This is a genomic window from Sediminibacterium sp. GW821-FHT12F12, from assembly GCF_058806635.1.
Genome location: NZ_JBXAPW010000009.1, coordinates 128,296 through 143,925, shown reverse-complemented (window position 1 = coordinate 143,925; position 15,630 = coordinate 128,296). Strand labels below are relative to the sequence as shown.

Below are 15,630 nucleotides of genomic sequence, written 5' to 3'. Positions count from 1 at the left end.
TTTTCATTTTTAAACTATAAACCGAGTATTATGCAAACAGAAAACTTATTTGCTGTCCAATATCTTGCGGAAGCAAAAAGTATTATTGATCAGTTAGATGTGCACTCAATTGAAAAGATGACACAGCTTCTTGTGGAACTAAGAGAAAGAGGAGGACGGCTATTTCTAGTAGGAGTTGGAGGCGGTGCAGGTCATGCAGGTCATGCTGTTAATGATTTTCGCAAATTGGCAGGAATCGAATCGTATTCTCCAAGTGATAACATTAGTGAATTAACTGCCAGAACCAATGATGAAGGTTGGGATACTACTTATTCTGCATGGATGAGAGTGAGCAAGCTCAGTAAAAACGATATGCTTTTTGTTTTCTCTGTGGGGGGGGGGGATCTGGAAAAAAACATTAGCCCAAATATTGTGCGAGCTGTTTCCTATGCAAAAGAAGTAGGCGCTTCAGTAATAGGGGTCTTAGGACGCAATGGCGGATACACTGCTTCTGTAGCTGATGCATGTGTTATTGTTCCTACCGTTAATAATGATATGGTTACACCACATACAGAATCATTCCAGGCCTTAGTATGGCATTTATTAGTGTCAGATCCACGGTTGCAAATGATGTCTAATAAATGGGAGTCGAGTGTCAAATAATTTTATTACCAATTTATTCTAAATAAATAGCTCGTATATGTCTACAAACATTAAAACTGTTGCCGATCTTAAAGTTAAAATATTTGCTGATGGTGCTGATAAGGAAGGAATGATTGAAATGGCTGGCAAACCTTTTATTCAAGGTCTTACAACAAATCCAACATTAATGCGCAAAGCAGGAATTACGGATTATAAAGCATTTGCAATTGATATTCTTAAATCTATTTCTGACAAGCCTATTTCGTTTGAGGTTTTTTCTGATGATTTTGCAGAAATGGAAAAGCAAGCGAACGAAATCGCAAGTTGGGGAGATAATGTCTATGTGAAAATCCCTATCACAAATACGCAGAAACAAGGAGCTTATAAACTTATAGGCAACTTAGCCAAAGCGGGCGTAAAACTTAATATTACGGCTATTATGACCATTGACCAGGTCAAGAATGTAATGATGCAACTGAATCCTGAAGTGGCTAGTTATGTATCTGTCTTTGCCGGCAGAATCGCCGATACAGGTATTGACCCTCTTCCTCTGATGAAAGAGTGTGTGGAAATCTTGAAAGCAAATCCCAGTGCTGAGCTTATTTGGGCAAGTCCAAGAGAATTGCTAAATATATTTCAAGCAGATGCTATTGGATGCCATGTGATTACTGTAACCAATGACGTATTAAAAAAACTTGATCTGGTTGGAAAAGACCTTGATGAATATTCTCTCGAAACTGTAAAGATGTTCTATAACGATGCTTCTGCGGCTGGATTCAAAATTTAAGTCAGGCAATATTTTATTGTTCTAAGGAACCCATACTTTTCAATATTTCCTTCTTCTTAATGTGGACATTTTTGGTAGGTACTTTATCCTGTCCCTCTTTTTGAGAGGGACAGTTTTATTAATATTCTTATTTTACTTGTAGTGACTGAAGAAGAGTACAAATTAGTATGTACAACATGTGATGATATACTGCTTTCGTCTGATGTAACAAACGAAAGTATTAGTATTCCCTGGCTGCACGTTATCAGAGAACATCCCGTATTTCTTGTTAATTATTCAGAACTTTCAAATAAACAGAGTTCGTTAAAATTCAGGTATGCTCTTTTTTCAAAATTCCTAAAATATTTGGCGGGCTGGATTAGGCAATTCTACCGAGCAATCTTCATATCTGAGAAAACGTTAACTTTTTCAGATAAAATTACTCATCCGGTTGATGTTCTTTTTATTTCTCATTTTCTTAATAAAAAGCATGCAGGTAAAACTGAAGATTTTTACTTTGGCCCCGTTCCCCAGGAGTTGTCCTCCAAAGGATATTCAGTAGTTATCGGATTAATTAATCCTACGGAAGAATGTGCCAGTTATGTTGCAGAAAAATGGAAAGAAGCTGACGTAAAGCGAATCATATTTGCGCGAACAATTGGGTTACTGGGAGAAGCGTTTATTTTTAGACGAATGGTAAAAGAATCCTATCGGTTGATTTCAAAATCAACAAATGCAAAATCTGAAATACTGCGTAAAGTTTTGCAACGGGCATCTGTGGAAGCGCTTTCAGGAAGTACACGTAATACAATTCGAATTTTTCAGCAAATAACAAAAGTTATAAAGGTTTATAAGCCTCGTGTTATTGTTGTTACACATGAAGGACATGCATGGGAAAGGTTAGCATTTGCAACAGCCCGTGAAATCAGCCCCCTTACTAAATGTATTGGTTATCAGCATTCAGCACTTTTTCGACTACAACACGCTATCAGACGCAATCTTGCGGAAAAGTTCAATCCTGATCATATTTTCACGTCTGGAATGGTTGCCAAAAATCAATTGGAAAAAGCAGTAGATCTTGATGGTGTGTCCGTATCTGTTTTGGGATCTAATAGAAATTTGGGTGTAAAAAAAGAAATTATACAAAACGAATTCTTTAAAAAAAACGAGATACATAGATGTATTGTTTTACCAGAAGCAGATTTCAGTGAATGTAATATCTTATTTTCTTTTTCAATAGCGTGTGCAATAGAATGCCCTAATATTCAATTTTTATGGCGATTACATCCGCTTTTTAGTTTTGATGCTCTTATAGAAAAGAATGCGAAGTTCAAGGAGCTACCAACTAATGTTATTTTATCTGACTGTTCTCTAGAAGAAGATCTTTTAAGTAGCCGATGGGCACTTTATAGGGGTACTACTACTATAATCCAAGCCGTAGGGGCGGGGGTACAACCTGTTTATCTTTCACTTCCTCAGGAAATGACTATTGACCCGCTTTATGAAATTGATGCATGGAAGCCCAATATCTCAGATGTAACTTCATTTAGAAAAGTAGTTGAAGCGAAAGTCACTGAGAATGACTTTAATGAAATGCGGAAAATGATAGATTATTGTACTAATTTTTTTCTAAAATTTAAGTCTGATCAACTTTTGTCTTACTTACAAAATGGTACAATCTAAATATAACCAGAATTTAATCGAGAACTGATATGCTCCATGGCAATATAGCAAAACAAAAAGCGGTCTCGAAAAATCGCCGTGTTTATCACTTTGCTATTGTTTTGCTAATGCTGATGTCGGCAGTATTAGGATCTACAATTTTCGATATAGCACAGATAGGTGTAGAGATTGTTCTCTTTTTATTACTTGGTTACGGTATCCTCAAAGTAAAATTGATGTTGTGGGACATTATCCTATTGTTTGTTTTTTTATTGGTCTTTGCGATATCATTTTTTTTGAATGACTTCATCCCGATTGCATTAAATTTTAAAATATATGGACTTTGTATACTGACATATATCTATTTTAGTAAAGTACAGTATTACCCCAGAATGCTATTGAGAGCTGTTTATGGTGTTAATATTCTTCTCATTATTCATCAATATATAACAGGGCACTTTATTATAGCTTCAGCGTGGTTTTTTGGACAATATCAAGAATATGCAAATACCAGACCGGTAGGGATATTTTTAACCCCTCACGGAACTTCCTTTTTTTTAGCTGTATATACTTTATACTTAGTTATTGCTAAAAGAAAATATCTACTTGGTTTTTTTTACTTTATACTTAACGTTATGACGGGTTCCTTAACAGGACTAGTAGCTTTCATGGCGCAGCTATCCTTATTTTTTTTTAATTATATAGCCAAAAATATTCCCTTTTTAAAGATAAAGCTTGGGTTGTTTTCTAAATTCCTAATTATAGGACTACCATTATTGCTGCTAGCAATATTTAAGGAAGAGTTTGTTGATTTAGTAAGGGATAACCCATACTCAAGGTCCTTTTCTATCGAAATTATTCTAAATCAGCTCTTCGATTCTCGTTTTTTTTCTGATATATTCAAAATTTACCCTAGAGATTATCAAGCATATACTATTGGCCAAGAAACTTTATTTGCTGACTTTGCCAATGAAATTGGTTTCGTAAAAGTTTTGGTAGAAGCAGGTTTTGTTTTAGGTATTTTATTACTTATTACATTAATAAAAAATATCAAATACTATGGTATCTTCATTTTTGTTTCCTTATTGCATTATAGTTTTGCAATAAATATGCCCTTTATGCTTTTTTTGATACTTCAGTATAACAATGAAATGATTGCAAAGCAATCTCAAAGTCATAAAAATCTTGGATAAAATATAGAACACTAATAGTTTATTGTGTAGAGTAATGGTCAATTATATATTTATATGAATCAAGAAAATGCTAATCACAATGGTTTGGATGAAAATAGATTGTCAGTAGTAATTCCCACTCTCGGGGGTGCTTCTTTAGCAAGTACTATTCAGCACCTTAATTCAGGTTCAATGATACCTTCTGAGATACTTGTATGTATACCGGAATCCTATGCTGACAGAGTAATTGGTTTTTCTTTTCCGAATGTTAAGGTTATTAAGACGAGTTTCGCAGGGCAAGTAGCACAAAGGGCATATGGATTTTCTTTAGTAAAGTATCCATTTGTATTACAAGTAGATGATGACCTTAAAGTAGACCAATCATGCTTACAGAATCTTGTTTCGTTTATGGGTGATCGGAAGGATATATCTGTTGCTCCCAGTCTGTTGGATGATAAAACAGGACAGATGTCGGACTATATGTCTCAACCAATTGAAACATCGAGCTGGATGTATCGTTTTATGTTTTGGATCATAAACGGGAAAGATGGTTATCAACCTGGAAGAATAAGCAAAGCAGGAATAAATATGGGATTTTCAAGAGTGGCAACACTACCTTATGAAGTCGATTGGCTTCCTGGAGGTTGTACCCTACATGCCCGTGAAAATTTGGTTACTTATAATTATTATCCATACAAGGGCAAAGCTTATGCAGAAGATCTTTTTCAATCTGCCATTTTACGCAATAAAGGAATTAAACTTTTTCATTGTCCCTGCGCAATCGTTCTCCTGGATAACTCGTCAAGTAAGAGTACTGGTCTTAAATCATTGTTCAAAATATTATTTTCATATTCTCGTATAATGATGCGACATGCAGTATTTACAGGAAAAAGCAGAATTCGTGTAATTTTCTTTTTAATAATTTATCATTTATTACTTATAGAACGAAAGTTTAAAAAATAATTATAGATTATGAATAATAAACATGCAGTAATTCTTGCAGGAGGAAAAGGTACGCGGCTTCGTCCATATACTGTTGTATTACCTAAACCACTAATGCCCATTGGTGAATGGCCAATATTGGAGGTTATTATAAGACAACTTGTACATCATGGCTTTGTCCGTATTACGCTATCGGTAAATCACCAGTATGAATTGATTAAGGCTTTTTTCGGAGACGGAACTAAGTGGAATGTAGCCATTGATTATTCATTGGAGGATGAGCCTTTGGGTACAATGGGGCCTTTAAAATTAATTGATGATTTACCAGATAATTTTCTTGTTATGAACGGTGATGTTCTTACAGACATCTCATTCAGTAGGTTCTTTGATAAACATGCAAAGAATAAATCTCTTTTCACAATCTCATCTTACAAACGTGAGCAGCTAATAGACTATGGTGTTTTAGATATAAATGACAATAAACAACTTACAGGATTTCGTGAAAAACCCAGAACGTCGTATGAGGTGAGCATGGGAATATATATGGTTAGTAAAAAGGTTTTGTCGTTTATTCCAGAACAGCTTGCTTATGGTTTCGATCAACTAATGTTAGATATGCTCAAGGCTCAATATCCCGTGAATGTTGAATTGTATAATGGTTATTGGTTAGATATAGGGCGACCTGATGATTATATGCAGGCAATTGATGAATTTGAAAGCAAGAAAGATTTATTTATAAATGGCTAAGATTTTGGTTACTGGAGCCACTGGCTTCATTGGTAAACACGTTACACTTCTATTTTCTAGTTTAGGGCATACAGTATTTGGAATCAGCAGTCAGAATGGAGATATCGCTGATACTATGATGTGGCAAAGCCTTCCAAAAGTAGATATTGTGGTGCATTTAGCTAGTCGCACGTATGTGCCAGACAGTTGGAATGATCCTTTGGGATTCATCAATACCAATTTAAGCGGAACTATCTGTTGTCTTGAGTATTGTCGAAAATATCAGGCAAAGCTGATATACCTTAGCTCTTACCTCTATGGTAATCCGATACAGCTTCCGATTAATGAAAGTGATCCTTTATTTGTAAATAATCCCTACGGATTATCTAAGAAAATGGCAGAGGAGTGTTGTACTTTTTACTCTGATAATTTCGGAGTTAGTGTAATTATTTTACGCCCGTTTAATGTATATGGCCCTCATCAATCAAGAAAGTTTATTATTCCTATGATTATTGAACAGGTTATCATAGGACGAACTATTAGCGTCAAGGATTTAAAGCCTAAACGTGATTATATTTATATTGAAGATTTGGTCAATGCTATTTACCAATCAGTTTCACTTGAAGGGTCTCATATATTTAATATTGGTAGTGGGGTTAGTTACTCAGTGAACACTCTCATTGAAATAATTCAACGGATAGCAGGAACTAATTTGCCTGTGATATCATCTAATGAAAAGCGTCTGGGTGAGATCTTAGATACAAAAGCTGATATTTCAAAAGCAATAAAAATATTAGGATGGTCGCCACAATGGACCCTTGAAGATGGCATCAAAAAAATAATTTCTGGAATTCGAAGCGTATAAGCATTAGGATAATGAAAATTCTGCATATAATTACTGGATTAACACAAGGGGGCGCAGAGAGCGCGTTATTCAGACTGGTAACATACAAAAAGGACATCAATACAATCCATGTTGTGATTTCAATGGTTGATATGGGTGTATATGGGGAGCAATTGGCAAATGAAGATATAGAAGTACATATGCTAGGTATGCAGCGAGGCAGGCTGTCTATAAAAGCAGTTGGAAAATTATGGCGACTACTTAAGCAGATTAAACCTGATATTGTACAAACGTGGATGTATCATGCAGATTTGATTGGAGGTATTGTTGCAAGGTTAGCAGGTTTTCCTAATATATGCTGGGGAATTGTTCATTTTAATCTTGACCCTGATGTAGCAGGCAAATCTACACGTTGGACTGCTTCAGCGTGTGCATTGTTGTCATATCTGGTCCCTAAAAAAATTATTTCCTGTTCTCATGCTGCAAATCCTGTTCATAAGAAAATAGGGTACGATATATCCAAGTTTTGTACTATTCCGTTGGGGTATAATCTTAACGAACTAGTTAGAAATGAAGGAGCGAGGAACCTATTAAGAAATCAATGGGGTATTCCAAAGGATGCCATTTTAATAGGATGCCTTGCAAGGTGGAATCCACAGAAGGATCATCAGAATCTACTTAAGGCGTTTGCTATAGTAAGTGAAAAGTATCCCGATACATATTGTTTTTTGGCAGGTAGAGAAATTGATAATAATAATCAAGAGTTAGCCAAATTGATTACAATTACAAACGATGGCAATAACAGGTTGTTTCTGCTCGGTGTTATTGATCATATCTCATCAATAATGAGTGCAATAGACATATATGTACTATCCAGTATCGGCGAAGCTTTTCCCAATGTTGTAGCCGAATCAATGGCATGTGAAACACCATGTGTTGTGACAGATGTAGGTGATTCTAGGCAGATTGTTGGAGAACTAGGGTGGGTAGTACCCAGCTCTGATTCAGCAGCATTAGCAAATGCAATAATGCTAGCGATAGTAGCTACAGAGGACAAAAAATCATGGGAAATAAGAAGAAAAAGGTGTCGTCAAGTTATTATTGAAAAATATAGTATGGAACGTATGGTAGAATCTTATTGTACTACATGGAAATCTCTTTTAACGGAGTTATAAAAAAATTAAGCCTGTGTTGATAAATAGAAAATTGTAAAATATGAATAAAAAAAATCATAAAGTTTGTATTATTGGGTTGGGATATGTGGGTCTGCCACTGGCAGTGGCTTTTTCCAAATATTATCAAACAATAGGCTTTGATATCAGCATGGAACGTGTTAATAGTTTGCGAAATGGAATAGATAAAACTCTTGAGATAGATAAAGAGACACTGGAGAAGGCCACTGATCTTTTGGTTACTTATGAAGAGGATAAAATTGCTGATTCAAATGTCTATATTGTAACCGTTCCTACTCCTGTAGATCAGTATAATAATCCGAACCTTGCGCCCGTAGAAAATGCCACAAGATTATTGGCAAAGTATCTTAAATGTGGAGATATAGTTATTTATGAGTCAACGGTGTATCCGGGCGTAACAGAAGAAATCTGTGTGCCACTACTCGAAAAATGGTCAGGGCTAAAATATAATGTTGAATTTAGCTGCGGCTACTCACCTGAAAGAATTAATCCTGGCGATAAACATCATACACTTACTAAAATCAAAAAAATAACTTCAGGTTCTAATTCTGAAACTTCGCTCATCGTAGATGAATTATATAAAACTATCATTGAAGCTGGCACTTTTGCTGCCACAAGTATAAAAGTAGCTGAAGCTGCCAAAGTGATAGAGAATGCTCAACGTGATATCAATATTGCTTTTGTAAATGAGTTGGCCAAAATTTTCAATCTCTTAAACATCGACACTGCCGAGGTGCTCGAGGCTGCTTCTACTAAGTGGAATTTTTTGAATTTCAAACCCGGACTTGTAGGTGGACATTGTATAGGCGTAGATCCATTCTATCTGGCACATAAGGCAAAGGAAATCGGTTATCATCCAGAAATTATTCTGGCTGGACGCCGTTTAAACGATAGTATGGGATCGTATGTAGCGGGACAATTTATCAAACTCTTAATACGAAATGATGTTAAAATAAAAAATGCAAAAGTATTGGTGCTTGGAATAACTTTCAAGGAAAATTGCCCCGATATTCGTAATAGCCGTGTTATAGATATACTAAATGAGTTAAAAAGTTATGAAGTACAAGTAGATGTTTATGATACTTGGGCAGATAAAGAAGAAGTAAAACATGAGTATAATATCAACATGATAGACCATATTGATAATATGGATATTTACGAAGGTGTTTTGGTAGCTGTGGGACATGACCAATTCAAAGAATTAGAACTTAATAGTTCACTTATATGTTATGATGTTAAAGGGATACTTCAAAAAGCTAAAGTAAACGGAAGACTATAATGAATACATTCAATAATTACCATTCCAAAGACCTCTCTAGTTATAGTTTTCTGGTAACTGGAGGAGCGGGATTTATCGGCTCAAATTTGGTTGAATATTTGGTACAACATAATGCTGGAAAAATACGTATTCTGGATAATTTATCTACTGGTAATCTTAGCAATATTGAAGAATTCATTAATCTTCCTCAAGTAGAATTTATCAAAGGAGATATCAGACTATATGAGACTTGTTTTTCGGCTGTGCAGGGCATAGATTATGTTTCACACCAGGCAGCGCTAGGTTCGGTGCCACGTTCTATCAATGATCCAATTACCTCGAATGAGGTAAATGTATCTGGGTTTCTTAATATATTAGCAGCAGCGAAAGAAAGCGGGGTGAAAAGATTAGTGTATGCTGCCTCATCTTCAACTTATGGTGATAGTAAAGAAATGCCAAAAAGGGAAGGCGTAATAGGGTTGCCACTTTCACCTTATGCAGTTACGAAATATGTGAACGAATTATATGCTCACGTATTTTCACTTGTGTATGGGTTTCATACGGTTGGAATGCGATACTTTAATGTATTTGGGCCTAAGCAAAATCCTGAAGGTGCTTATGCTGCAGTAATCCCTTTATTTATTAAGAGTATGATTAATAATATCCCGCCAACTATAAATGGTATTGGCGATAATTCCAGAGATTTCACCTTTGTATCTAATGTGGTTCAAGCTAACATTAAAAGTTTACTTAAAGAAGATATTACGGAGCATACTGTTCTAAATATTGCATGTGGTGGACGTACTTCATTAATTGACTTAGTTAATTCAATTAATGAAGTAATGGGTACGGATATTAAGCCAGTTTTTCGTGATTCTCGACAAGGTGACGTAAAGCACAGTTTGGCAGATATTAGTAAAGCAAGAAATGTTATAGGGTATGAACCAGAAGTGCTTTTTGCAGCAGGTATTCAGAAAACAGTTTCTTATTTCATGTCAAATAGGGATCAATAATTATCTTGAATGATACGATTTAAGCCACTAAGTACATCAGCTTTTGTTATATCCCTTGATTTTGAATTAATGTGGGGTGTTTTTGACAAAAGAACAATTGATACTTATGGAAATAATATCAAAGGTGTTCATAATTTGATTCCGGAGCTATTACATTTATTTAGACAATATGGTATACATTGTACATGGGCTGCTGTAGGCTGTCTTTATTATGAAGAACTCGCTGAATTGAAACAGGACATGCCGACAGAAAAACCAAAGTATATTAATAATCAATATTCTGCCTACTCGCATATTAATACCATAAACCCTATAAATTTTCCTACTTATTATTCAGGGCTTCACTTGATTGCTCAAATAAAGTCAACTCCTGGTCAAGAAATTGGAACCCATACTTTTTCACATTACTATTGTCTTGAAGAAGGACAAACTATTGAGAATTTTCGTGCAGATCTCAAAATGGCGATTGAAAAGGCCCAACAATTTGGAGTTAAAGTTCAATCAATAATTTTCCCGCGCAACCAGTATAGCAAACCTTATTTAAATATTTGCCGGGAAGAGGGTATTCTGGCTTATCGCGGCAATGAAAATAATTTCTTACAAAAGCCAAGGGGTCAAAAAAACTTGAACCTCTTCATACGGTCAATGAGATTTGCTGATTCTTATGTCAATATAACGGGAAGAAATATTTATAATAAAATTTGTATTGATGAAAACGGATTGGTTAATGTACCTGCTAGTTTTTTCTTTCGTCCTTACCGAACGAATGGAAGACTTCTGGAATACTTAAAATTGCAACGATATAAAAAATCGATGCTAGCAGCAGCAAAATCGGGTGGTTTATTTCACTTGTGGTGGCACCCACATAATTTTGGTGCTGAGCCTAGTGAAAATCTGGCTCAATTAAAGGAATTACTTGAATATTATAAGCTATTAGAACAACGATTTGGAATGAGAAGTTTTAATATGGAAGAAATTGCACATGCAGTCAGCTCACAATAACATAAAAATTTTACTACTTGCTTCCGGCGGATCATCTACCTCCATGCTGTATCATGCTGTGAATGAAGCATTTCCTATCAGTCATGTCATTATTGAGGATAGAGTCAAAACATCACTTTTTTTGAAACAGCGATATAAGAAGGTTGGCTTACTTAGAATTATTGATCAACTTTTGTTTATTTTAATCATAAATAAACTTCTGGCATTACTAAGCGGTAAACGAAGCAAATTCTTGCTGATGCAAAAGAATCTATGTAATCTTCCTATTGATGAAACAAAGATTGTACGTGTGCCATCAGCCAATGCTGCGGAAACAATAGAACTAATTAAAAAAATCTTACCCGATATTATTTTAGTTAATGGCACAAGAATTCTTTCAAAAAAATTATTAAATAGTACAACGGCAACAATTGTTAATCTTCATGCCGGTATAACTCCAGAATACCGGGGTGTTCACGGTGCGTACTGGGCTTATGCAAATAATGAGCCAGGCATGGCAGGTGTAACCTTACATTATGTAGATAAGGGTGTAGATACTGGAAATATTATCTCACAATCAATTATACAACGAGAGCCAGTTGATAATTTCACAACTTACCCGCTATTACAGCTGTATGAGGGAATTGTACTCTTAAAGAATTTTCTGAAAGATTACAGCGAAGGGCGGGAAATAAATCCCATAGTGCTTACCAAGCACAGATTCTCAAAGCAATGGTATCATCCAGGTTTTTTTGAATATTTATATTATAGATTATTTCATGGATCAAAATAGAGAAAAAATAATATATGTGGTTAACGTTGATTGGTTTTTTGTTTCACATAGATTGCCACTTGCTATAGAAGCTTTACAAAGAGGATTTATAGTTTATCTTATTACAAAAAATACAGGCGAATTTCATAAATTTCGTAAGCTCGGTATCATATGCTATGATATGGATTTTGAACGAGCTGGTAAAAATCCTCTTAAAGAACTTAAGCTCATAAATCAACTCACAAGAATATATAGAGAAGTCAAGCCTGATATCATACACCATGTCACATTAAAGCCTTCCATCTATGGAACACTGGCCGCTAAAAGAAATCAAAAGCGGGCACAAATCATCAATGCGGTAAGTGGACTTGGATATACTTTTACTGCAGGCCGGAGATCAGTAAGTAAAATATTGTTGACTTTACTTTTGCAGTTTGCTTATTATGATAAAAAGTCAAAATTTATTTTTCAAAATCCTGATGATTTACAGGTATATAAAAAAATGGGTTTCCTCAATGATAAAAATCATGTCATTATTAAAGGCGCAGGAGTTGATGAAACAAAGTTTTGTTTAAAAGAAAAGCAAAAACATAATTCAGGAGAGTTAAAAGTTGTACTGGTGGCAAGAATGCTGAAAGACAAAGGTGTTTTTGAATTTATTAATGCAGCAAACGTATTAAAAGATGAATTTGCAAACAGGCTTAGGTTTATATTGGTTGGGGGAATAGATGAATTCAATCCCGCTGCTATTTCTGCTGACACAGTAAATGAGTTATGTGATGGAACTTATATTACGTGGTTAGGGCATCAGACAAATATCACGGAAATATATCATGATGCTGATATAGTATGCCTTCCCTCATATCGTGAAGGTCTGCCCAAATCTCTCGTGGAAGCTATGTCTGTTGGATGTCCTATCATTACAACCGAAGCCATTGGATGTCGTGAATGTGTTGACGAAGGGATTAATGGATTTAAGGTTCCTATAGGTGACTATCAGATTTTGGCTGAACGAATTAAGATGCTGGCAAACGATTCTGATCTAAGATTACATATGGGGCAAGAGTCTAGAAAAAAAATGCTCCGGGAAATGTCTTTGTCTCATGTAATCAAAACGACATTCGAATTTTATGCAAAATGAGGTACTGATTACAGGCGCGGGAGGATTCGTAGGCATGAATTTAAAACCGTATCTTGAAGAAAGTGGGTTTATTTGTCAAACTCTAAGTTTTAGAAAACGTGAAGAACTCTTAGTTTCGGATATTCCATTTGCAGTAATACATTTGGCAGGAATAGCACATGACCTAAAAAGTAAAAAAAATCCAAAAGATTATTACACAGTTAACACTGAACTCACAAAAAAATTATTTGATAAATTTCTTTTGTCAGATTCAAAGATATTTATCTTTATAAGTTCGATAAAGGCAGTTGCCGATTCTGTTGAAGGAGTTCTTACAGAGAATCACGAACCATCTCCTCAATCTGAGTATGGGAAAAGTAAATTATTAGCTGAGCAATATCTGCAGAGTAAGGAAATGCCATCCGGTAAGCGGGTATATATACTTCGACCCTGCATGATTCATGGGCCGGGGAATAAGGGGAACCTTAATTTACTTTATAAAATTACCCGCTTGGGGATTCCTTATCCTTTGGCAGCTTTTGAAAACAAACGTTCTTTCTTAAGTGTCCATAATCTTTGTTTCGTGATAGAGCAATTATTAAGACGGGAAGATATTGAACCTGCAATATACCAGATATCCGATGATCTACCCATCTCGACCAACCAGCTAATGGCACTTTTTTCCGAGGTGTTATCAAAAAAGATTTTTTTACTTCGAATTAATAAAAAGTTAATCACTAAACTGGCCCAGGTTGGAGACAAATTGCACCTTCCATTCAATACAGAGCGGCTAAATAAACTCACAGTAAATTTTGTCGTAAGCAATGATAAAATTCGCGCTGCATTGGGAAAACCTTTTCCTGTTTCGACCGAAGATGGTTTGCGTATTACTATTCGTTCTTTTGACAAAGGGCGGAATAAATGTAGTAATTTTTAAATTTGAGATTCTCCTATCAAGAGAACAATATTCTTGAGTTGACTCATGCAATCACATTAATAATTTTAATATGGATACTAATAGATTTATACTTGATTTTCTGCATCGAAGTGAAAGTATGTTTAGCAAGGACTTAGCTGACAATCATTTGGAATTGTCTTCGCAAATAAAAGGGAAAAGTATTCTGGTGATCGGGGGGGCCGGAACCATTGGTTCTTCTTTTATCAAGGCAGCATTAAAATTCAGGCCTGCTAAGCTGGTAGTCGTAGATATAAACGAGAATGGTCTTACAGAATTGGTGCGTGATCTCAGGAGTACAAATGAGCAATATATACCAGTTGAGTTTTATACATATCCTCTATCTTTCGATAATAACGCTTTTAATAAATTATTCGTTGCGCTTGGTCCATTTCAAATTGTAGCAAATTTTGCAGCACATAAACATGTACGAAGTGAAAAGGATATTTTTTCCATTGAAGCATTGCTTGAGAATAATTTAATAAAGGCCAAAAATCTACTTGATTTACTTGTTCACCATAAACCAAATCATTTTTTCTGTGTGTCAACAGATAAAGCAGCAAACCCGGTTAATATTATGGGGGCGAGTAAAAAAATGATGGAAGAACTGATTTTATCTTATGCAAGCAATTTTAAAATTTCTACTGCCAGATTTGCTAATGTAGCTTTCTCGAATGGTAGTTTGCTTGACGGATTTCTGAAACGAATTGAGAAAAATCAACCATTAGCCTGCCCTTCAGATGTTACACGCTTCTTTGTTTCACCGCAAGAATCCGGAGAAATTTGTTTGTTGGCATGTATACTTGGAAAAACTGCAGAGATTTTTTTTCCAAAACTTGATATGCAAAATGATCTCATAAATTTTGCTGATATTTTTACACCTCTTTTAAATTCTTTTGGTTACGAACCTTATATATGTAATTCGGAGGAAGAAGCTAAACGCTGTATTGAATTAATTAACAAAAAAAAATATCCTGTATATCTTTTTAAAACAGATACCAACGGGGAGAAATTGTATGAAGAGTTTTATACTGACAATGAAAACTACAATTTGGAAAAATTTCATTCCTTAGGTGTAATCAGCAAAACAGTTTCCTATAATATTTCTCAGATCAATTGTATACTTGATGAATTAAAGAATCTCTTCAAGAATGACGATACTACTAAGGATCATATTGTGAGTTTTTTATGCAAGTACATTCCTGAATTTTCACACATAGAAACGGGCAAAAGTCTTGATAAAAAAATGTAAAAAATCTTGATTCATTTCAATGCTTTATAAGTTTAAATTTACTATTTTTCTTTAGGTTATATAGTATATACACATTAAATATATTTTGTATCCTTCTTTCCATTTCATCTTACATTTGGCAAAACATATTCCTCAAAGAAGCTACCTAGATGAAGCGATTTATTGTATTTGTACTAAAGAAATTTATCGTAGTTAACCAATCTTGCATAGAAGTACTATGCTGAGGATTCTTTCCATTTATTGCCTCTTGAGAATACATATTTTATTGTAAATTTTGTCAACTATTATTTGTCTAATCGCTATGTCGCAATGTCTGTTTACCAGATGGTTGTTTTATTTGTCAGAATAATCGT

General features: G+C 34.9%; 15 protein-coding genes. All 15 read left to right on the top strand.

The annotated features are described in order from the left end of the window. Positions 1–30 precede the first annotated feature (30 nt). The 15 genes from AC1RNB_RS13490 to AC1RNB_RS13420 all read left to right on the top strand — a co-directional run bounded on the left by AC1RNB_RS13490 (position 31) and on the right by AC1RNB_RS13420 (position 15,277). A complete protein-coding gene (locus AC1RNB_RS13490; RefSeq protein ID WP_493083588.1) occupies positions 31–642 on the top strand; it encodes an SIS domain-containing protein in 612 nt (203 codons plus the stop codon). A gap of 37 nt (positions 643–679) precedes the next feature. Continuing rightward, positions 680–1,408 carry a transaldolase gene (locus tag AC1RNB_RS13485; protein WP_493083587.1) on the top strand — a complete coding sequence of 243 codons (729 nt, stop codon included), beginning with the start codon at positions 680–682 and terminating at the stop codon, positions 1,406–1,408. Between the two features lie 141 nt (positions 1,409–1,549). After that, positions 1,550–3,070, top strand: a complete 1,521-nt coding sequence (locus AC1RNB_RS13480; RefSeq protein ID WP_493083585.1) for a hypothetical protein — start codon at positions 1,550–1,552, stop codon at positions 3,068–3,070. Positions 3,071–3,099: 29 nt separating this feature from the next. Further along, positions 3,100–4,242 carry a hypothetical protein gene (locus tag AC1RNB_RS13475; protein ID WP_493083583.1) on the top strand — a complete coding sequence of 381 codons (1,143 nt, stop codon included), beginning with the start codon at positions 3,100–3,102 and terminating at the stop codon, positions 4,240–4,242. Between the two features lie 54 nt (positions 4,243–4,296). After that, a complete protein-coding gene (locus tag AC1RNB_RS13470) occupies positions 4,297–5,184 on the top strand; it encodes a glycosyltransferase family 2 protein (RefSeq protein ID WP_493083581.1) in 888 nt (295 codons plus the stop codon). Positions 5,185–5,193: 9 nt separating this feature from the next. Then, a complete protein-coding gene (locus tag AC1RNB_RS13465; RefSeq protein WP_493083579.1) occupies positions 5,194–5,910 on the top strand; it encodes a nucleotidyltransferase family protein in 717 nt (238 codons plus the stop codon). Next, entirely contained in the window at positions 5,903–6,754 is an 852-nt protein-coding gene (locus AC1RNB_RS13460; protein ID WP_493083577.1) for an NAD-dependent epimerase/dehydratase family protein, read from the top strand. Before AC1RNB_RS13465 ends, AC1RNB_RS13460 begins: the two co-directional genes overlap by 8 nt. Positions 6,755–6,765: 11 nt before the next feature. After that, complete coding sequence (locus tag AC1RNB_RS13455) at positions 6,766–7,908, top strand: glycosyltransferase (RefSeq protein ID WP_493083576.1); 1,143 nt, start codon at positions 6,766–6,768, stop codon at positions 7,906–7,908. Positions 7,909–7,948: 40 nt separating this feature from the next. Then, positions 7,949–9,205 carry a nucleotide sugar dehydrogenase gene (locus AC1RNB_RS13450; RefSeq protein ID WP_493083574.1) on the top strand — a complete coding sequence of 419 codons (1,257 nt, stop codon included), beginning with the start codon at positions 7,949–7,951 and terminating at the stop codon, positions 9,203–9,205. Next, the gene (locus tag AC1RNB_RS13445; RefSeq protein ID WP_493083572.1) at positions 9,205–10,197 is read left to right on the top strand and encodes an SDR family oxidoreductase; all 993 of its coding nucleotides are present in this window, start codon (positions 9,205–9,207) and stop codon (positions 10,195–10,197) included. The genes AC1RNB_RS13450 and AC1RNB_RS13445 overlap by 1 nt, the downstream gene beginning before the upstream one ends. A gap of 9 nt (positions 10,198–10,206) precedes the next feature. Beyond that, complete coding sequence (locus tag AC1RNB_RS13440; RefSeq protein WP_493083570.1) at positions 10,207–11,199, top strand: polysaccharide deacetylase family protein; 993 nt, start codon at positions 10,207–10,209, stop codon at positions 11,197–11,199. Continuing rightward, positions 11,180–11,971: a formyl transferase gene (locus AC1RNB_RS13435; protein ID WP_493083568.1), complete on the top strand. Its 792-nt coding sequence runs from the start codon at positions 11,180–11,182 to the stop codon at positions 11,969–11,971. Before AC1RNB_RS13440 ends, AC1RNB_RS13435 begins: the two co-directional genes overlap by 20 nt. Further along, complete coding sequence (locus tag AC1RNB_RS13430; protein WP_493083567.1) at positions 11,958–13,091, top strand: glycosyltransferase family 4 protein; 1,134 nt, start codon at positions 11,958–11,960, stop codon at positions 13,089–13,091. Before AC1RNB_RS13435 ends, AC1RNB_RS13430 begins: the two co-directional genes overlap by 14 nt. Then, positions 13,081–14,007, top strand: coding sequence for an NAD-dependent epimerase/dehydratase family protein (locus AC1RNB_RS13425; protein WP_493083565.1), 927 nt, complete (start codon positions 13,081–13,083; stop codon positions 14,005–14,007). Before AC1RNB_RS13430 ends, AC1RNB_RS13425 begins: the two co-directional genes overlap by 11 nt. 70 nt (positions 14,008–14,077) lie before the next feature. Continuing rightward, positions 14,078–15,277, top strand: coding sequence for a UDP-N-acetylglucosamine 4,6-dehydratase (locus tag AC1RNB_RS13420; RefSeq protein WP_493083563.1), 1,200 nt, complete (start codon positions 14,078–14,080; stop codon positions 15,275–15,277). The last annotated feature ends 353 nt before the right edge of the window (positions 15,278–15,630 follow it).